Source organism: Actinophytocola sp. (genome assembly GCF_036378875.1).
Classification (GTDB): Bacteria; Actinomycetota; Actinomycetes; order Mycobacteriales; family Pseudonocardiaceae; genus Actinophytocola.
On the sequence record NZ_DASUVO010000140.1, the window covers coordinates 1 to 19631 of the forward strand.

The following is a 19631-nucleotide window of genomic DNA, read 5'->3' on the forward strand; positions in this document are numbered from 1 at the left end:
CGTTTCGTCACCTGGGCGGACGGCATGGTCCAGCCACACAACGAGCCGACCGCGCTGGACTGGTACCGCACCGGCGACCGGGTCCGCGTCGAGGACGGTAACCTGCACTTCCTCGGCCGCGTCGACACACAGGTCAAGATCCGCGGCTATCGCGTGGAGCCCGGCGAGGTCGAGGCCGCGCTGTGCGAACATCCTGCGGTCACCGACGCCATCGTCACCGCGTACACCGTTGGCGACCGGACCGAGCTGGCCGCTACCTACACCGGCGATCCCGTACCGACCGCAGAACTCGTGGTGTTGCTGCGCGATCGCCTGCCCCCGTACATGCTGCCCCGCCGGTTCGCGCACCGGGACAGCCTTCCCCTGACCTCCAACGGAAAAGTCGACCGCGCGGCGCCCCACTTCTGACTCGCACGACCAAGCTCCAGCCGTGACGGGCGATCCACGGTCGGTCAGGTGATTTTGGGGTAGTCGCGCGGGTTCCAGGCCAGCATGGCCTCGATCCGGATCATCGCGGACTGTTCGAGCAGGGTGACCGGGTTGGCGCCCGCGAATCGGTACAGCCCGGTGGCCGGGTCGCGGAACCGGCGGTAGGACTCGTCGGCGTACCACCGCATGGCCGCACGGTAGGCGGGATCCGGGGCCAACGTCGACAGGCGGAGCAGGTTCGCGAAGAAGATCGCGTGGAACCGGGCCGGTTGGGTGAAGTAGCGCTCGTTCTCGGCGTAGAAGCTCAACGCGGTCGTCGCTGTGTCGCATGCCTCGGCCAGATACCGGCGCTGCCCGGTCGCCTGGTACAGCAGCATGCCGGCCCCGATCATCACGCCCTGGTTGTACGTCCACTGCGTCTTCTGGATGTTTCCGGCCAGATCCACGTGGTCCCAGTACAACCCGTTGGGTGCCAGCATGTTGGTCCGCACCCAGTCATACATCCGGACCGACCAGTCCAGGTGCGCTGCCTCGCGCGTCGTCAGGTACAGATGCAGCCCCACCTGTGCTCCCGGCGCGTTCGACACCGTGTTGCGGTCCTGGCTCCAGGGCGCCTGGGTCCAGAAAACCCCGCCAGGGCAGGGATGTGACGGATCGGTGTCCCACCCGAACACGACCAGGTCGAAGATCCCGGCGACCCGCCGCAGTGCCGCCAGGTCCCCGCCCGGTGTCAGGTAGTGCCGCTGCAGGAAGGCCAACCCGAGCCACTCGTTGTCGTCATAGAACTTGTCGCCGCCCTGACCCAGCGGCGGCCGCAGGTAGGAGTCGTACCCCGCGGGGGTGGTCTCGGTGTTCCAGTAGGCCTCCAGCGCCGCGTACCGGTCAGCCAGATCGGCCCGGTAACGGCGACCCACCCGGGGTATGCCGGTCATCGCCTGGGTGGCCAGCAACGCCTGGGAGAACGGCCAGACGTACGACCACGGATTCCCACCCGGGTGGGGGTACTCCTCCAGATAGAACGACGTCGCCGGATCGTAGAAGTACCGCTGCAGCGCGGCATAGCTCGCCTCGGCGTGATCCGAGTACCGGCGCAGGTCCTCCGACTGCGACTCCGCTGCCGCTTGCTGTGCAGGAACCCACCAAGCAACCGTGGCGGCCAGACCACCAGCCACGGCGACGCGCCGACTGAAGGCATGGCGAGCGGAGTCCTTCACACGTCCCCCCAAGTATTCGCATGAAAATAATTTTCGAACACTAGTTCCTACACAGTAAATGTTGACGGAATGGGCGTCAAGGCACCTGTCGTGTTCCGGCTGATGCTTGACACTTTGGCTCCACCTGATGCTTGACACCGCTGGTCCCAGGTTTGATCACCCGAACGTGATCGTTCGTGGTGGAAGGTCTGGGCCTGATGCTGGTGGAGCTCAGTGTGGTCGAGCAGCGGTATCACGCCGTGATGGAAGTTCTGGCAGGCATCCCGGTCACCGAGGTGGCTACCCGGTATCGAGTGTCGCGACAGTCGGTCCATTCATGGGTCGCCCGCTACCGAGTTGGTGGGTTGCCCGGGTTGGCAGACCGGTCGCACCGACCGAAGTCGTCTCCGAACCAGGTCGACGGGCAGGTGGAGGCGTTGATCTGCGAACTCCGTCGAGCACACCCCGGGTGGGGTCCACGTCGGCTGCGGCACGAGCTGGCGCGGCGGGAGGTGGTGCCGATGCCGTCGCGGTCCACCGTCTATCGGGTGCTGCTGCGGGCAGGCCTGATCGAGCCCGGCGCTCGGAAACGCAAACGATCCGACTACAAGCGGTGGGAGCGGTCGACGCCGATGCAGTTGTGGCAGCTGGACATCATGGGCGGGGTCTTCCTGGTCGACGGCACTGAAGTGAAAGTGGTGACCGGGATCGATGACCATTCGAGGTTCATCGTCTGTGCCACGGTCGTCGCCCGCGCCACCGGCCGCGCCGTGTCCACCGCGTTCGCGAACGCCCTGAAGCGTTACGGGGTTCCGGGGGAAGTGTTGACCGACAACGGAAAGCAGTTCACCGGCAAGTTCGGCGGACCTCGCGCCGGGGAGGTGTTGTTCGATCGGATCTGCCGGGAGAACGGCATCACGCACCGGTTGACCGCGGTTCGTTCCCCGACCACGACCGGGAAGATCGAACGCTTTCACGGCACGTTCCGTCGCGAACTCCTCGACCACAGTGGACCGTTCGAGTCGATTGCCCACGCCCAGGCGGTGATTGACACCTGGATCACCGGTTACAACATCGACCGGCCCCACCAGGCGCTGGACATGACCCCGCCCATCGACCGATTCTCGGTGTCGCAACAGGATCGGCAGGACGACACGCTTGGGCTGGTGTTGCCCGCCGAACTGGAAACCATCGACGGCTCGGCGCAACCCGCACCAACCCCTGAGCCAGCGCTAGCGGCGGCGCGGATGCCGCTGAATGTGGTGCGGCTCAACGAGATGGGCCCCGCACCACGGGCTGAGGCAGTCACCGTCGAGCTGGACAAGACCGCCCCGACATCGGGCAACCTGTCTATCAGGAGCCAGCAGCTCTGGCTCGGCCCCGACCGGGCCGGCACGCCGATCACGCTGCGGATCGACACCAGCTATCTACGGGTGTTCCTCGCCGGTGTCTTGATCAAGACTGTCGCGTCCAAGTTGGCAGCCTCCGACCTGCACGCCCTGGTCCAAGCCGGCCAAGCCCGCCTCATCGGCCCCGACACCACCAGCACCCAACAAGCAGCCGGCGAGGTGATGACAGGCGTGATCGAGGTCGACCGCACAGTCAGCGCTGTCGGCTATGTCGGCCTGGCCAACAAACAGTTCAGCGTCGGCTACGCCCTCGCTGGCCGACGGGTCACGCTCCGGTTCGACGGCCGGGTCATGACCGTCCTGGACCCGACCGACCGCACCCTGCTCCGCACGGTCCCGAACCCGCTCACGACCAGGTCAGTGGCCTACCTGCGCGGCGCCCGACCCGCCGGACCGCCACCCACACCACCAGCCACGGGGCCGGTCACGGTCGAGCGGATCGTGTCCAGCAGCGGCGGCATCATGATCACCCGCCAACGCGTCCAGCTCGGCCGCCAACATGCCCGCAAAGTCGTCACCGTCACCCTCGACCAACATGTCATCCACGTCCACGACGGCCCAAACCTGCTGGTCAGCGTCCCACGAACCACCACCCAGGAGGTCACCCACCGACGAGCCCACAACCACTAGATTGTCTAGGTCCAACGTCAAGGATCAGGTGAAGCCAAACCGTCAACCATCACCTGAACCCCGACAGGGCGTCAAGGCACCCCGGGTGCCAGCGCCAGCTGCGCGGCGGCGCTGCCAGCCGGTGTGCGCAGCGTCGCAGATCCGGCGGAGCTGTCACATATCCCGGGTCTCCCATGTCTTTACGTGCATGACACCGATTCTCGTCACCGGCGGCACCGGCACGTTGGGCCGCGCGGCGGTACGGAAGCTGACTGAGGCCGGCCTGCCGGTACGGCTCCTCAGCCGCCGCCCCGGTCCCGACCACGTGGTCGGCGACCTGCTCACCGGACAGGGCCTGACGTCGGCACTGTCCGGGGTGGACACCGTGCTCCACCTGGCCACGACATTGAAGGGCCGCACCGACGTGACCGCCACCAAGAACCTGGTCGCCGCGGCGGCGGGCGTGAAACACCTGGTGTTCATGTCCATCGTGGGCATCGACCGCATCCCCATCAGCTACTACAAGGGCAAGCTCGCGGCGGAACAGCTGGTGGAGGGGCTCCCGCACACGATCCTGCGTGCGACCCAGTTCCACGACCTCGTGTACAAGGTGCTGGCCGGCGCCGCGAAGCTGCCGATCATGTTGCTCCCGACTATGTCGTTCCAACCCGTGGACGTCCGCGACGTGGCCACCCAGCTGGTGGAACTCGCCCAGGGCGGCCCGCGCGGGCGAGCGCCGGACTACGGGGGGCCGGAGGTGCTCCCGCTGGCGTCCATGGCGGACGAGTACCTGCGCGCCGCGGGCAAACGCCGCCCGCGAGTCCCACTGTGGTTGCCCGGCAAGGCGCTCCGCGCCTTACGTGACGGCGCACACATGGTGCCGCCCGGCAGCCCCACGGGCACGATCACCTTCGCCGAGTACGTGGCCGAGAAGAGCGCGCGATGAACACGAAGGGCGCGATCACCACGATCCGTGCTGGCCTGGTCTTCCTGGTGTTGGCCCAGGGTGGGGCCGGCGTCCTCCAGTTGTTCGGTCCGAGGACCTTCTACGACGACTTCCCGCTCCCGTCGTCGCCGTGGGTGTCGCTGCTGCCGCCGTACAACGAGCACCTGATGCGGGACGTCGGCGCGCTGACCCTCGCGCTCGTACTCGTGCTCACGGCGGCCGCCATCTGGCCGGAGCGTCGGCTGGTGCAGGTCGCCCTCGCCGCGAACCTCATGTTCACCGTGCCGCACTTCGTGTTCCACGCCACGCACGTGGACCACTACCCGACCGGCTCCGCGATCGGTCTGATCGTCACGCTGGGCCTCGCCGTGCTGCTACCGGCCGCGCTGCTGGCGCCAACCCGCCGTCTACCGAGGGCCGCCCTCGACAAGGGGGACTCCTAGTCAGCTGTCGGCCAGCGCTCCGCGAAGCTCCTTGCGCGAGTTGACATCGAGCTTGGTGAACACCTTGCGCAGGTGCCATTCGACGGTGCGCGGGCTGATGAACAGCTCGGCGCCGATCTCGGGGTTCGTCTTTCCCTCACCGACGAGCCGGGCGATCTGGGCCTCCTGCGGGGTGAGGACCGCGTGTGCCTCGACCGTGCGTTGACGCACCGACTCGCCGGTCGCCAGCAGCTCGCGACGGGCACGCTCGGCGAAGGCGTTGGCGCCGAAGCGGTCCAGCATCTCGTGGGCGGTGTGCAAATGCTCGCGCGCGTCGAGGCGCCGGTTCTCGCGACGCAACCACTCGCCGTACACCAGGTGGGCGCGAGCAAGGTGAACGGCGATCCGGGTACGCCCGAGGCGCTCGATGGCCTCGCGGTACCGCAGATCGGCGGCCGGGCCGTCGCTGAGCAGGGCTTTCGACCGGGCCAGCACGCCGAGCGCCCAGTCCGTTCCGCTGGCGTCGGCCCGGTCCTCGAGTCGTTTCAGGGCGGATGCGGCCGCCTCGGGGGCAGCACAGCGGGCGGCCGCCTCGACGAGCTCGACGAGCGAGAACCCCGAGACCCCCAGATCGTCGTACTCGCACGCCTGTTCCGCGTTGGCCAAGGCCAACTGGTACTGGCCGAGGCCGTTGTACAGCACCGAGAGCTGGTAGGCGCCCAACCCGATCGATCGCCCCTCACCCCAGGTGGTCGCGTGTCGGGTGCCCGCCTGGATGGGCTCCGACGCACGGGCGTCCTCACCACGCCAGGCGACGAGCAGGAGAGCGGCGTACCCGAGGGGCGAGTTGCCGGTCGACTTCGTGATCGCGTCGGACTCCTCGACCAACCCCGAGGCGACGTCGAACTCGCCCGCGTGGACATGCACGCCGGCGCGGTAGGTGAGGGCCAGGGGAAGGAAGTTGAGCGCGCCGGCCTCGCGAGCCGTCCGGACCGCACGGGTGGTCAGTTCGTGCCACGCATCGTCGTCCCACATGTCGCCGGCGGCCAGGAACGTCAGCCAGAGCCAGCGCATGACGTCGTCCTCGTTGCGTCCGGCGTCGCGCCGGAAGGCCAGCAGGGCCTGCTTCAGCCGCGGCGCGCCCGCGACGTAGCCCTCGGCGAACCGCGTGGCCAGGCCATCGAGCAGCACATCGACCAGCCGTGGTGGCTGGGGCCCGCGTGGTGCGTCGCGGGCGGCCTCGGCCACCTCCCGCATTCCGCCGTTCTTGTCGAGACGACTGGCGAAGACCGCTGCTCCGACCGCTTCCAGATACGCCTCACGCGCCTGTCCGCCGTCCACTCCTTCCAGTTGGCCTGCCGCGTCGAGCAGCAACGGCAGAGCGTCACCACCGCGCCTGCGCGCGTAGACGATCTGGCCGCGGAGCCGGGCCGATCTCGCACGCAGGAGTTCGTCCAGTGGGCCCATCCGCGCGGCGGCGAGTAGCTCGAGCGCCACATCGGGGGCGCCGGCCTCGAAGGTGGCCTGTGCCGCGGCCAGTGCCCTCGCTCCGCGTCTGGCCGGCTCGGGCGTCAGCTCGGCCGCACGCCTCAGGAACGCGGCCGCCGCCGCGATACCGCCGCGGGCGTTGGCCCGGTCGGCGGAACGCTCCAGCTCGTCGGCCACGGCCTCATCGGGTTCGACTGCCGCGTGGGCGCGGTGCCAGGCCCGGCGATCGGGGTCGGACGCGGGATCGGTCGCCTCGGCCAGCGCGCGATGCACGTCCCGGCGGTCTTCGCGGCTCGCCGCGCGATACGCCGCCGAACGCACCAACGGATGACGAAACCGCACCCGCACACCGAACTCGATCAACCCAGTCGCCTCTGCCTCGGTCTCCGCGTCCGCCCCGATGGAGAGCAGCGCGGCCACGCGCCTCAACAACGACACGTCCCCGACCGGCTCGGCGGCCGCCGCCAGCAGCAGCCGTTGCGTGGCCGCCGGAAGCGATCCGATACGCCGCAGGAAACTCTGCTCGATCTGGCTTGCCAGAGGTCGCGTGTCAGGACGCGCGAAGCCACCGGCCAGCTCCGCCGCCGTCAACCCACGCGGCAGCTCCAGCAGGGCGAGCGGGTTGCCGCGGGTCTCGGCGACGATCCGGTCCCGGACCCGCTCGTCGAGCCGCCCGGGGACCACCGACTCCAACAGCGCACGCGCGTCGGCGTCACGCAGGCCCCGTACCACCAACTCCGGCAGCCCGGCCAACTCGCCATCGCCCGGACCGAGCGCCGGCCCACGCACCGCGAACACCAGCACGACCCGCTCCGCGAACAGCCGGCGCGCGACGAACGCCAGCGTCTGCGCGGACATCCGGTCGAGCCACTGGGCATCGTCCACTACGCACACGAGTGGTTCGTCCTCTGTCGCCTCGGACAGCAGGCTGAGCACCGCCAACCCGACCAGGAAACGGTCCGGCGCGGCGCCCGCGCTCAGCCCGAACGCGGTGGCCAACGCGGCACGCTGCGGGCCCGGCAGACGGTCGAGATGCCCCATCAACGGCGCGCACAGCTGGTGCACCCCGGCGAACGCCAGCTCCATTTCGGACTCGACCCCGTTGGCCCGCGCGACCCGGCATCCCGCGGCGCTCTCCACCAGGTACTCCACCAGCGCGGACTTGCCGATCCCCGCCTCGCCGCGCACAACCAGCACCGAACTCTGGCCGGCCCTGGCGTCGGCCACCAACCGATCCAGCGTCTCGCACTCGCCACGCCTGCCACGCGGCCTGCGCCGAGTATCGCTGATCGACATCATCACCACCGCGCGGGTTCTGTGCAGCCCGACTCGGGTCAGCGCGGGCCGCCCCATGATGCCCGCAGCGAACGCGGTCCGGCCACCCCGGTGGCGATGACGGCCGGGTAAACACTGTCCGATCAGACCGGTTTGTACGGGTCGGTATCGCCGCGAAGCTCGGACGGCGCGGCAATCCCCTTGTGTGTCACGGAAATCGCCGCCGACATTGGTCGCGGACAGCACACACTACAATCGACGCGGCGAAGGCGGGTAACGATGGCATACGAGCGGCACGTCCGACTGGTCGGACGCTCCTCCGAATGTGCCGTGCTCGATCAGACGGTCGCGGCGTTGCACACCGGAGAGAGTCGCGCGCTGGTGATGCACGGAGTACCGGGAGTCGGGAAATCGGCTCTGCTCGAGTACCTGGAGAGCTCGGCGACCGGAGTGCGGGTCCTGCGTGCGGTGGGCGTCGAGTCCGAAATGGAGTTGGCGTTCGCGACCCTGCACCAGTTGTGCGCACCGCTGCTGGATCGACTGACAGAACTCCCCGCGCCGCAGCGCGGCGCGCTGGAGACGGTGTTCGGGATGCACGCGGGCGCCGCGCCGGAACGCTTCCTGGTCGGGCTGGCGGTGCTGAGTCTGCTGTCGGACGCCTCGAACGCGCGTCCCGTGCTCTGTGTGGTCGACGACGCCCAATGGATGGATCGGTCCTCGGCGCAGGTTCTCGGCTTCGTCGCCCGCCGGCTGATGGCGGAGTCGGTCGCCCTCGTCTTCGCCGCCCGCCAGCGGGGGCACGACCTGTCCGGACTGCCGGACCTGGAGGTCACCGGGTTGGGCACGGCCGACGCCCACACCCTGCTGAACTCGGTGACCTACGCCAGGCTCGACCACCACGTCCGCGACCGGATCGTGGCCGAGGCAGGAGGCAACCCGCTCGCCCTGCTGGAGCTACCCCGCGGGTTGACCGTCACGCAGATGGCCGGCGGCTTCGGCATGCTGCACGCCGACGCGCTGCCCGGCCGGATCGAACAGAGCTTCCTGACCCGGATCGAGGAGCTGTCCGAGCAGAGCCGGCTGCTGCTGTTGGTCGCCGCCGCGGAGCCGATCGGCGACCCCATCCTGGTGTGGCGTGCCGCCGAACGGCTCGGCGTCACACCGGCGACGGCACTCACGGGCCACACGGAGGGACTGCTGTCGTTCGACGTCCGCGTGGTCTTCCGCCACCCGCTGGTGCGGTCGGCCGTGTATCGGGCGGCGAACGACGAGGATCGCCGAGCGGCGCATCTGGCGTTGGCCGAGGAAACGGACCCTCGGGTCGATCCGGACCGCCGTGCCTGGCACCTGGCGTCCGCCGCCGCCGGGCCGGACGAGACCGTCGCCGCGGAACTCGAGACGTCGGCCGAGCGTGCGCAGGCGCGGGGTGGACTGGCCGCCGCCGCCGCCTTCCTGCAACGGTCCATGGGACTGACCACCGACGACGCGCGGCGCGCCGAACGTGCCGTGGCGGCCGCCGAAACCAGCCTCCGGGCGGGCGACCTCACCGCCGCGCGCAAGCTCGTCGACGTCGCGGAACGCGACACACAGGACGAGTTCCTCCGCGTGCGGGCCCAGCTGGTACGCAGTCACATCGCGTTCGCCGCCGGCTTCAACAGCGAGGCGCCGCCCATGTTGCTGGCCGCGGCGCAACGGCTCGAGCCCTTCGACATGGAACTCGCGCGGGAGACCTACCTTCTCGCCTGGGCCGCCGCGGTGTTCGCGGCCGCGGACGGCGAAAGCCAACTGGCGATCTCCCAGGCGATCAGCGCACTCCCTCCGCCGGAAGGCGGTCCACGCGCCATCGACCTCGTGCTCGCGGGATGCGCGCTGCTCGTCACCGAAGGCCGGGGCGCGGCGATCCCCATGCTGCGAAGAGCGATGAGCGCGCTCGCGGACTACACCGAGCAGGACCTCCCGAAGTGGGGCTGGGCGGCCTGTGGCGTCAGCCCGGCTCTCTGGGACGACAAGATCATGTGCGACTCGTACGCGAAGGCGGTCGAGGCGGTGCGTGCCACCGGCGCACTCACCGACCTTCCCATCTACCTCGCCTCGTGGGGCATCGCGACCTCGTTGACCGGCGAGTTCTCCTCCGCGGCCGCGATCGTCGCCGAGGCGGAAGCCGTCGCCACCGCGACGGGCATGCCCATCGCACCCCACACCAAGCTCCTGCTGACCGCGCTGCGGGGCAAGGAAGCCGAGGCCTCGGCGCTGATCGCCGCGACGATCGAGTGGGCCGGCGCGGATGGCCAGCTGATGGGCGTCACGTGTGCGCACTGGGCGGACGCGGTCCTCAACAACGGCCTCGGCCGTTACGAACAGGCGATTCCGGCGGCGCAGGCCAGCACCCAGATCACCGAGCTGTTCGTCTCCGTGTGGGTGCTCCCCGAGCTCCTCGAGGCCGCGGTGCGTGTCGGGGACGACACGATCGCCCTCGGCGCGCTGACGCGTCTCGCGGACGCGGCGGAGCCGTGCGACACGGACTGGGCGCAGGGGATCCTCGCCCGCTGCCGGGCGTTGCTCGCCGACGAGACCGCCGCGGAACCCCTGTACCGCACGGCGATCGAGCGGTTGGGCCGGACGCGGCTGCGTCCCGACCTGGCACGCGCCCATCTGCTGTACGGCGAGTGGCTGCGGCGGCATGGTCAGCGCGTCGAAGCCCGAAAGCAGCTGCGCACCGCGTACGAGATGTTCGTGTCGATCGGCATGGAGGCGTTCGCGGAACGCGCCCGCCGCGAGCTCGCCGCCAGCGGGGAAGCCGTCAGAAAACACGATCCCGAAGCACCGTCGAGTGACGAGTTGACGGCACAGGAACGACAGATCGCCCTGCTCGTGCGGGACGGCCTGTCCAACCCGGAGGTCGGGGCCCAGCTCTTCCTGAGCCCGCGTACGGTCGAGTGGCACCTCAGCAAGATCTTCACCAAGCTGGGGGTCAGCTCCCGAAGGCAGCTCCGGGACGCCCTTCCGCGCGAGACCCTGCAGCCGTAGGACCCGTCAGCTGGCGTTCGCCGGTACGACACAGGAATGCAGGCGGGGACCGGGCAGCGTCGGCTGACCGGCGGCGCGGCTGTTCGGGACGAACAGCGCCGTGATCACCGCGGCGGTCACGCTCAGGCCCGCCATCACGAGCATCACGGCCTGGTAGTTCGCGGCGAGTGGCCGGGTCAGGTCGGGTGCGCCGCCCGCGCCGAGCAGAGCGGGGACGAGCGCGACCATCACGACCCCGCCGACCCGTGACGCGGCGTCGTTGATGGCCGAGGCCTCACCGAGATCGCTGTCGTCGACGGCGGCGAGGACACCCGCGGTGAGTGGTGCGACGGCCAACCCCACGCCGAGGCCCCAGAGCACCGCGCCGGGCAGGATCGCCTGGACGTATGGGTCACCGGGCCCGGCCGTGGACAGCCAGCCGAACCCGGCGGCCCCGAGGAGGATGCCGGCCGCCATCGGCCAGCGCGTGCCGATCCGGGTGACGAGGCCACCGACGAGCGGGGAGACGATCAGGAACACCGCGGACTCGGGGATCAGTGCCGCCGCGGCCTCGGCGGCTGTGTAACCGAGCCGCAGCTGGCACTGCAGGACGACCAGGTAGCTCACGGCGGACAACGCGCCGTAGAAGAGCACGGTCGCCGCGTTGATCGCGTCGAACGGCCGCGACGCGAACAGCGACATCCGCAGCATGGGCCGGCGCTGGCGCCGCTCGACCGGGACCAGTGCCACCAGGCACGCCACCCCGAGCACACCCGACGCCACCACCGGCCACGCCAGCCAGCCCGACGCCGGTCCCGCCGCGAGTGCGTAGATGACGCCGCCCAGACCGAGCACGGCGAGCAGGGCGCCTGCGGCGTCCGCCGACAGCGGCCGCCGTACGCCGGCACCCGAGGGGACGTGGCGCAGCACCCAGATCGCGGCGACGATGAGCGGCAGGTTGAGCAGGAACACGTAACGCCACGACGCGTGGTCGACCAGCCACCCTCCCGCGTAAGGGACGACCGTGGTGCCCAGGGTCGAGATGCCTGCCCAGACGCCAATGCCCCGAGCGCGGTCAGACCGCCGCAGCGTCCCGTTCAGCAGAGAAAGGGCACTGGGTACGACCAAGGCGCCACCCACACCCTGTACCAACCTGGCCGCGATCAGCGTCGGCGCCGTCGGCGCGGCGGCGCAGCACAGCGAGGCGACGAGCATCACCAGCAGCCCGACGACCAGGACCCGCCGCCGGCCGAAGTGATCGGCGAGTGCGCCGGCCAGCAACAACAGCGCGGCCACGGTGACCAGGTAACCGGTCAGCACCCACTGTTGCTCGCTGACGCTCGCGTGCAGGTCGCGACCGATCGCGGGGATCGCGATATTGATCATGTAGGCGTTGAGGACGCCGACTGTGGACGCGAGCACCGTCGCGGCGACCAGTGCGGTTCCGGTCGGCGATCGCAGCGCGACCAGGTCGGCGATTGGCTTGTCGGTCATGGTCGGCACCAGCCTCCTCGGTCGGTCACCGCCATGTTCCGCGCCGCCGGGATCCCCTCGCGCCCGTGACCGTCCCTGGTCACGGGAACCAGGGACTCTCCCTGGTGTGAACAGGCCCCGTGACCGGCGACTCTCGACACGTTGGCTCGAGATCAAGGGGATGACACAGCATGTCGGAGAATTCGCTGGCCGGATCCGTCGCACTCGTGACCGGCGCCAGCAGCGGTGTCGGCGCGGCGACGGCGCACCGCCTCGCTCGGGAGGGCGCGGCGGTCGCCCTGGTCGCCCGTCGCCCAGACCACCTCAACCACGTTGCGGACGACATCATGAGCCTGGGCGGTAAGGCCGTCGCGGTGGTGGCCGACCTCACCGAGCCGGACGGCGCCTCCCAGGCGGTGCAGAACACCGTCGACCGGCTCGGACGCCTGGACGTCCTGGTCAACAACGCCGGCGTCATGCTGCTCGACACGGCGCTGCACACCCCGATCCAGGACTGGGACCGGATGATCTCGCTCAACGTGACGGCGCTCCTGCACGTCACGCACGCGGCGGTGCCGTACCTGATCGACGCGGCCGCCACGTCGCCACGGCAGGTGGCGGACCTGGTGAACGTCAGCTCAACGGCCGGGCGCATCGCGCGGCCCGCCAGCAGCGCCTACAACCTGACCAGGTTCGGCCTGAGCGGGTTCACCGAGTCGCTTCGGCAGGAACTGCGCACCGAACGCGTCCGGGTCAGCGTGGTGGCGCCCGGCCCCGTGGACACGAAGATGGAGAGCCACCTCCTCAAGAACGCGACCAGCCGGCAGCCCGGCGGGGTCGAATCGCTGCGGCCGGAGGACGTCGCGGACGCGATCGCCTACATCGTCACGCGAGAGTGGCGGGTGGCGGTCAACGAGATCCTGGTTCGGGCCGCCGAGCAGACCTGGTAGCCGACATGATCTACCCAGAGCGTCTCGTTGAGTTGTTCGACGAGCTCGCCGAACTACCCGAGAGCGACCCGCGGCGCGCACGGGTGCGCGACACCCTGGTGACCGAGCACCTGCCGGTGGCCGAACGCATCGCGCGCCGGTTCGCGGGTCGCCGCGGGATGGCGAAGGAGGACCTCGTCCAGGTCGCCACCGTCGGGTTGATCAACGCGGTCGACCGGTTCGACGTCAGCCGCGGCTCGGACTTCCTGTCCTTCGCCGTGCCCACGATGATGGGCGAGGTCCGCCACCACGTCCGCGACACCGCCCGACTGGTCCGGATGCCGAGGCGCCTCACCGAACTGCACCTGTCCGTCGTCCGCGCCGGCACCGACCTCACCCAACGTCTTGGCCGCACACCGAGACCGAGCGAGATCGCCGCACACCTGAACATCGGGGAGGACGAGGTGTGCGAGGGACTGGAAGTGGGCAACGCCTTCTATTCCGTCTCGCTCGACCAAGCTTTGTCCGGCAGCACCACAGGTCTCGCACTCACGGACACACTGGGCGTTGAAGACGCCGATCTGACCAGAGTGGACGACCGCGAGACGCTCCTGCCACTGATCAAGGACCTGTCCGAGCGCGAACGCCTGATTCTCGGGCTGCGGTTCGTGGACAACATGACGCAGAGCCAGATCGCGCAACGGGTCGGCGTCTCCCAGGTACACATCTCCCGGCTGCTGACCCGCGCTCTCGAACGCCTTCGCTGGGGACTCGCGACCACCCCGGGAGATCACCCGAAGGCACGCGGGGAAATCGTCCACGCGAGCGCCTGAGCCGGCGGGCGGCCGCAAAGAGGACATGGCCGGAGTCCTGAAAGACGCGTTCGGGACGCTCAACCTCGATCCACCGATAGGCTTGCCGGGATCGCATCTCCCGAGAGTGTGGGCCTGGTCACGCGCTTCGCGGGCGCCGGGCGCTGCGCGCCCGGCGCGCATCCGCTGGGTCCCGAAAGACGCGTTCGGGGCATCGCCGATGTCTCCAAAGACGCGCTGATGACGGTCAACGACCCGAAAGCGTCGTTCGAGACAGTGCCGGTGGCACAGACACGCCGTTCGCAGCAGTGGGCTTCCCTGGCGATGTGGTGATGGACGCCTTCCTCACCCTGGGCGCGATGAAGGATGCGTCCTTCAACGCACGGACACCGCCCGCAAAGCTGGCTTCACCCGCCGGATCCACAGATCCGCGCGCGGGCAGCATGATCATCGGTGGATCTGGGTTCAACGACACGAGCGCGTCTTTCTGGGCATCGCCCATGCCATGTGCGCGGCCAGCACGACCTGAGAGTGTGGTGAAGGACGCCCCTGGGGTGATGAGGCGTCCTTCAGCGCGGGTTGAGTTGCGGCAGGGGGTCACGCCTCGCGCAGTACTGCCTCGATCTCGAGGGTGATCTGTACCTTGTCGCCGACGACGACGCCTCCGCTGTCGATCGGGAGCTTGATGTCGACGCCGAAGTCGTTGCGGTCGATGGTGGTCGAGGCCGAGAGGCCGGCCCGGGTGCCGCCGCTGAGGTCCGGGCCGATGCCGTTCACCTCGAGGGCCAGTGTGACGGGGCGAGTGACGCCCTTGACGGTCAGGTCGCCGTCGACCACGAGGCCGTCGCCCGCGACGCGGACCGCGGTGGAGCGGAAGGTCCACTGTGGATAGGTGGCCACGTCGAGGAAGGCGTCCGAGCGGACGTGGTTGTCCCGCTGTGCGTTGCCCGTGTCGACGGAGGCGGCGTCGATCGACGCGGTGACCGACGAGGTGGTCACGTCGTCGCCGGTCACGATCTGGCCGGAGAAGGACGCGAACCGGCCGCGTACCTTGCTCACCATCATGTGCCGGACCATGAAGGACACATCCGAGTGGACCGGGTCGATGTCCCAGGTGCCCGCGACGTAGCCGGGAATCGAGATCGTAGCTGCGGTGGTCATTGGGTCTCCCATGAGTTCGAGGGGCCCGCCGTCGGCGGCAAGGGGGAGGCTGCCGACGGCGGGCGGTGAGCCGGGCGGCACGCGGCCACCCGGCGAGCGTTTACTGCTGGGCGAGCCACTTGGCGAAGGTGATCTCCCCGAGCTGGGCGTCCGGACCCGGAACCAGCGTCCGCTCGCTCAGCCGCACCCCGTAGTAGGAGGCCTGCTCGTCGGTCACGACGTCCCGGGAGTCGCCCGTCGCCGCGAAGTACCTGCGCACCAGGTCGTCGAGCCCGAACTGCTCCGGGCCGCCGATCTCGCGGATCCCGTTGAGCGGCTCCCCCACGGCGACCCGTCCGACCCCGGCGGCAACGTCGTCGGCCGCCATCGGCTGGATCCGGGCCGACGGCAGGTGGACCTTGCCCTCGACCGTGCTGAAGTCCGAGATTGCCTTGACGAACTCGAAGAACTGTGTGGCGTGCACGATCGAGTACGCGCGGCCCGACTCGCGGATCAGGTTCTCCTGCGCCATCTTCGCGCGGAAGTAGCCCGACTCCGACAACCGGTCCGTGCCGACCACCGACAGCGCCACATAGTGCCCGACCCCGGCCTTCGCGGAGTACTCGAGCAGGTTGGTGGTGGAGGTCCGGAAGAACTCCATCACCGCGTCGTCGGCGAACGACGGGGAGTTCGACACATCCACCAGGACCGCCGCGCCATCGAGCGCCTCAGCCAGCCCTTCCCCGGTGAGCGTGTCCACACCGGTGTTCGGCGCGGCGGCCACCGCCTCATGACCGTGCTCACCCAGCTTGGCCACCAACTTCGAACCGATGAGCCCCGTGCCACCGATCACAACGACCTTCACGACGTCTCCCTTTCCTCGGACGAACGCGATCTCACTGCCCACCGTTGTCGACAGCCCTCTCCAGCGAGGACAAGACGGTCCGCGATTCTGTGACACGGCGGGAGGGCGTCACATCCCGGCGGGCCGCGCGGTCCTTGTTGACGAAGGGCGTCCGGCCGAGTCGCGAGGTAAGAGCGAGAGAACACCGGGTTTCAGACGGCTCCTCGGAGTTTGCGTCAAGCAGAGCGCGGCTGGTCCCACCCGCCGCCGGACACCTTCGTTCCCACGAGCAGCGGCCACCCGGATGCCGCACGGACGATCGGGACCGACGGCTGCCACAGGGCCCGGCGGTCCCGGTCACCACGGCGGGGCGCCGCGGCGCGGGAGGAGCTTGCGGAGTTCGTCGGCGACGAGGACGAGGGCGCCACACGCGATGACGAGTGTCCAGTCCGTGATGGACAGTGGTGCGGTGTGGAAGACCGTCTGGAGGAACGGGATGTAGCTGATCGCGCAGACCATCGCGATCCCGACCAGTTGTGCGCCGACGTAGCCGCGGTTGGACAGCAGGCCGAGCCGGAACACGCTGAGCCGGTCGCCGCGCACGGCGAAACCGACGGCGATCTGCCCCATCACGATCGCGGCCTGGGTCATGGTGAGTGCCTCCCGGTAGACCGGGTGGTCGACGGTGAACTCCGCGAACGGGATGCCGGCGGAGTACAGGTGCCAGAAGAACACCGCGGTGGCGCCGACTGCCTCGATGCCGCCGAGAAACAGGAACCGGCGTACCAGGGCGGCGGAGAACAGCCGCTGCCGCTGCCGCCGTGGTGGCTGGTCCATGGTCCCTGGCTCGGGCGGCTCCGCGCCGAGCGCGAGCGCGGGCAGCACGTCGGAGCCGAGGTCGATGGCGAGGATCTGCATGGCGTTGATCGGCACGTGTGGGAACCCGGCGAAGGTGGCGACGAGGATCGGGACCAGTTCGCCGACGTTGCTGCTGAACACGTAGACCAGGAACTTGCGGATGTTCGCGTAGACGGAGCGGCCGAGTTCGACGGCTGTCGCGATGGAGGCGAAGGAGTCGTCGAGCAGCACCATGACCGCGGCCTCGCGGGCGACGTCGGTGCCGGAGGCGCCCATCGCGACACCGATGTCGGCGCGTTTGAGCGCGGGGGCGTCGTTGGCGCCGTCCCCGGTGACCGCGACCACCTCGCCGAGGTCCTTGAGCGCGGTCACCACACGCATCTTGTGCTCGGGCCTGACGCGGGCGAACAGCACGTCGCCTCGGTCGGCCAGCAGTGCGCGTAGCGCGGTGTCGTCAGTGGCGTCCAGGTCGGTGCCGGTGACCATGCGGGGCGGGCCTGGTTGAGTCAGGATGCCTACCCGGCGGGCGATCGCCTCCGCGGTGAGCGCGTAGTCCCCGGTCACCATGATCACCCGGATCCCCGCGCGGCGGCAGGCGGCGACCGCGTCGACGACCTCCGGGCGCGGCGGGTCCAGCATGCCGACCAGGCCGAGCAACGTCAGCCCACCCTCCGCCTCACCCTGACCGACATGTCCACCATGAACCTCGCGGATGGCGACGGCGAGCACCCGCAACGCCGAACCGGCCATGGCGTCGTTGGCCGCCAACACCTGGTGGCGTGCTCGGTCGTCCAGTGACACGTCCCCCTGCTCGGTGCGGATGTGGGTGCAGCGGGCCAGCAACTCGCCCGGCGCCCCCTTGACATACGCCCACGTCCGTCCATCTCGGACATTGAGGGTGGTCATGAGCTTGCGGGTCGGGTCGAACGGGAACTCACCCACCCGCGCCCCTCGCTCGGCGTCGACGTCCAGCCCGGCCTTGGCCGCGGCGACCAGCAGCGCGCCCTCGGTGGTGTCACCCAGCACCCGCCAGCCGTGCTCGGCGTCGGGCGGCAGGAGTCGGGCGTCGGAGCACAACGCAGCCACCCGCAGCAGCTCCCGCACCGGTTCCGGGTCGGACACGGTGCCCTCCGGCGCGTAGCCGACGCCGGTCACCTGGTGGGTCCTCCCCGCCGCCCACACCTGCTGCACGGTCATCTCCGCCTTGGTGAGCGTGCCGGTCTTGTCGGTGCAGATGACCGTCGTCGAACCCAGTGTCTCCACCGCGACCAGCTTCTTGACCAGCGCCTGTCGCCGGGCCATCCGCCGCACCCCGATGGCCATCGCCACCGACAACGTCGCCGGCAACCCCTCCGGCACACAGGCGACCATCACTCCGAGCGCGAAGATGAACGTCTCGACCAGCGGACCGCCCGCCGGCAGCCGCACCGCGAACAGCAGCACTCCCAACGCGAACGCCGCGCCGGCGACCCGCCGCGCCATGCCGGCGATCTGCCGCTGCAACGGGCTGCGGTCCGGTGCGGTGTGTGCGGTCAGCCGGTAGATCCGGCCGAACTCCGTGGCCACACCGGTGCCCGTCACCACCGCCGTGCCGACACCCGCGGCAACCGTGGTCCCCATCCACACCAGGTTGCGTGCCTCCAACCGCCCGACCCGCGCCGACACCGGCTCCGCACTACGGCCCGCCGGGTCGCTCTCCCCGGTCAGCACCACGTTGTTCACCGCCAGGTCGTGCGCCTCCACCACCCGACAGTCCGCCGACACCGCGTCCCCCGCCTCGAGCACCACCACGTCACCGACCACCAGCTCGGCGGCCGGCACCTCGACCCGCTCACCGTCCCGCACCACCACAGCCCGATGCGGCACCATCTCCCGCAAGGCGTCGGCGGTCCGCTCGGCCATGTACTCCTGCCCGAACCCGATGAACGCGTTCAGCACCACCACGGCCAGGATCGCGACCGTCAACTGGAGATGACCGACAGCCGGCGGATCGCCCAACAGGTACGCGGACAACGTGAAGCCGGCGGCGACGAGCAGCACCACCGCGAACAGATCCGTGAACTGGCCGAGCAACCGCGCCACCAGCGACTGTCCAGCCAGCCGGGGCAGCTCGTTGCGGCCATGCCCGGCCAGCCGCACCGCGGCCTCCGCCGACGACAGCCCCCGCGGCGACGACCCCAGCAATCCGAACACGGCTCCCGGCTCGAGCGCCTGAACCGGGAGCACAGCGGTCTTTTTCGCCGTGGTGGTCATCCGCGACACCACGCGCTCGGCAAACGGTCCTGAGTGGACCTCGTCATCGCACGGCCGAGGGGTCGTTCGGGTGCCGCCACAGCGGGGTGACCACATCGGTGCGCCAGATGTGCAACGGCATCGACGCGAGAACCTTCTCGAGATGCCAGGCGTCCTCGGCGGAGAAGAGCCCGACCGTGTGCCACCTGTCCTCCTGCAACGGAGGACGCCACAACCGCAGCAGATGCCCCGCCGCGGCCAGCTCCCGGGCACGTGCGGCCTCGAGAACCCGGACACCTTCCACAGCCGGTTCCGGGGTGTCGTCCGGCACCTGGGTGGTCATGGTCACGAGAAACTCCATCACCAACACCTCCTTGTTTCGACGAATGCTCCAAATCGGACAGTTGGTACGTTGCCGGTGTCCACGATCCCTTGTGGCGCCGCCAGTCGCGCCAGGGCAACACCCCGGCCGGGCCCTGGTGTCACGAGCCCCGGGGCCGGACCCGGGTTGCCCTGGGGCGGATCCCGTGACTCACCCTGGTGCGACACGGCCGCCGTCCACGCGA

At 69.7% G+C, this 19631-nt stretch carries 14 protein-coding genes; 7 read left to right on the forward strand and 7 right to left on the reverse strand.

Features of this window, described 5'->3' with window-relative positions:
* The coding region (locus VF106_RS40305) for an AMP-binding enzyme (RefSeq protein WP_414639166.1) at positions 1 to 408 on the forward strand (408 nt) is incomplete at its 5' end.
* A 44-nt stretch (positions 409 to 452) separates the two neighbouring features.
* Here the strand turns inward: VF106_RS40305 and VF106_RS40310 are convergent.
* Complete coding sequence (locus VF106_RS40310) at positions 453 to 1643, reverse strand: glycoside hydrolase family 76 protein (RefSeq protein ID WP_330845280.1); 1191 nt, start codon at positions 1641 to 1643, stop codon at positions 453 to 455.
* Positions 1644 to 1840: 197 nt separating this feature from the next.
* Here VF106_RS40310 and VF106_RS40315 point away from each other — a divergent pair, with 197 nt between their 5' ends.
* From VF106_RS40315 to VF106_RS40325, 3 genes are all read left to right on the forward strand, one after another.
* A complete protein-coding gene (locus tag VF106_RS40315) occupies positions 1841 to 3661 on the forward strand; it encodes an IS481 family transposase (RefSeq protein ID WP_330845363.1) in 1821 nt (606 codons plus the stop codon).
* Between the two features lie 187 nt (positions 3662 to 3848).
* Positions 3849 to 4586, forward strand: coding sequence for an SDR family oxidoreductase (locus VF106_RS40320; protein ID WP_330845281.1), 738 nt, complete (start codon positions 3849 to 3851; stop codon positions 4584 to 4586).
* Complete coding sequence (locus tag VF106_RS40325) at positions 4583 to 5029, forward strand: hypothetical protein (RefSeq protein WP_330845282.1); 447 nt, start codon at positions 4583 to 4585, stop codon at positions 5027 to 5029. The genes VF106_RS40320 and VF106_RS40325 overlap by 4 nt, the downstream gene beginning before the upstream one ends.
* On the opposite strand, the gene VF106_RS40330 is transcribed toward VF106_RS40325, so the two are convergent.
* Positions 5030 to 7792 carry a helix-turn-helix transcriptional regulator gene (locus tag VF106_RS40330; protein ID WP_414639167.1) on the reverse strand — a complete coding sequence of 921 codons (2763 nt, stop codon included), beginning with the start codon at positions 7790 to 7792 and terminating at the stop codon, positions 5030 to 5032.
* Between the two features lie 258 nt (positions 7793 to 8050).
* Here VF106_RS40330 and VF106_RS40335 point away from each other — a divergent pair, with 258 nt between their 5' ends.
* Positions 8051 to 10798, forward strand: a complete 2748-nt coding sequence (locus tag VF106_RS40335; RefSeq protein ID WP_330845283.1) for an AAA family ATPase — start codon at positions 8051 to 8053, stop codon at positions 10796 to 10798.
* Between the two features lie 6 nt (positions 10799 to 10804).
* On the opposite strand, the gene VF106_RS40340 is transcribed toward VF106_RS40335, so the two are convergent.
* Positions 10805 to 12271 (reverse strand): MFS transporter, encoded by a 1467-nt coding sequence (locus VF106_RS40340; RefSeq protein WP_330845284.1) that lies wholly within the window; start codon positions 12269 to 12271, stop codon positions 10805 to 10807.
* A gap of 170 nt (positions 12272 to 12441) precedes the next feature.
* Between VF106_RS40340 and VF106_RS40345 the strand changes: the two genes are divergently transcribed.
* Together VF106_RS40345 and VF106_RS40350 are read left to right on the forward strand one after the other, a co-directional pair.
* Positions 12442 to 13200, forward strand: a complete 759-nt coding sequence (locus VF106_RS40345; protein WP_330845285.1) for an SDR family NAD(P)-dependent oxidoreductase — start codon at positions 12442 to 12444, stop codon at positions 13198 to 13200.
* A 5-nt stretch (positions 13201 to 13205) separates the two neighbouring features.
* Positions 13206 to 14012, forward strand: coding sequence for a SigB/SigF/SigG family RNA polymerase sigma factor (locus VF106_RS40350; RefSeq protein WP_330845286.1), 807 nt, complete (start codon positions 13206 to 13208; stop codon positions 14010 to 14012).
* Positions 14013 to 14588: 576 nt separating this feature from the next.
* On the opposite strand, the gene VF106_RS40355 is transcribed toward VF106_RS40350, so the two are convergent.
* The 4 genes from VF106_RS40355 to VF106_RS40370 form a co-directional block, all read right to left on the reverse strand.
* Positions 14589 to 15152 carry a YceI family protein gene (locus VF106_RS40355; protein ID WP_330845287.1) on the reverse strand — a complete coding sequence of 188 codons (564 nt, stop codon included), beginning with the start codon at positions 15150 to 15152 and terminating at the stop codon, positions 14589 to 14591.
* A gap of 100 nt (positions 15153 to 15252) precedes the next feature.
* Complete coding sequence (locus tag VF106_RS40360; RefSeq protein WP_330845288.1) at positions 15253 to 15996, reverse strand: SDR family oxidoreductase; 744 nt, start codon at positions 15994 to 15996, stop codon at positions 15253 to 15255.
* Positions 15997 to 16332: 336 nt separating this feature from the next.
* A complete protein-coding gene (locus tag VF106_RS40365; protein ID WP_330845289.1) occupies positions 16333 to 19086 on the reverse strand; it encodes a cation-translocating P-type ATPase in 2754 nt (917 codons plus the stop codon).
* A gap of 43 nt (positions 19087 to 19129) precedes the next feature.
* Positions 19130 to 19426 (reverse strand): muconolactone Delta-isomerase family protein, encoded by a 297-nt coding sequence (locus VF106_RS40370; RefSeq protein ID WP_330845365.1) that lies wholly within the window; start codon positions 19424 to 19426, stop codon positions 19130 to 19132.
* Between the last annotated feature and the right edge of the window lie 205 nt (positions 19427 to 19631).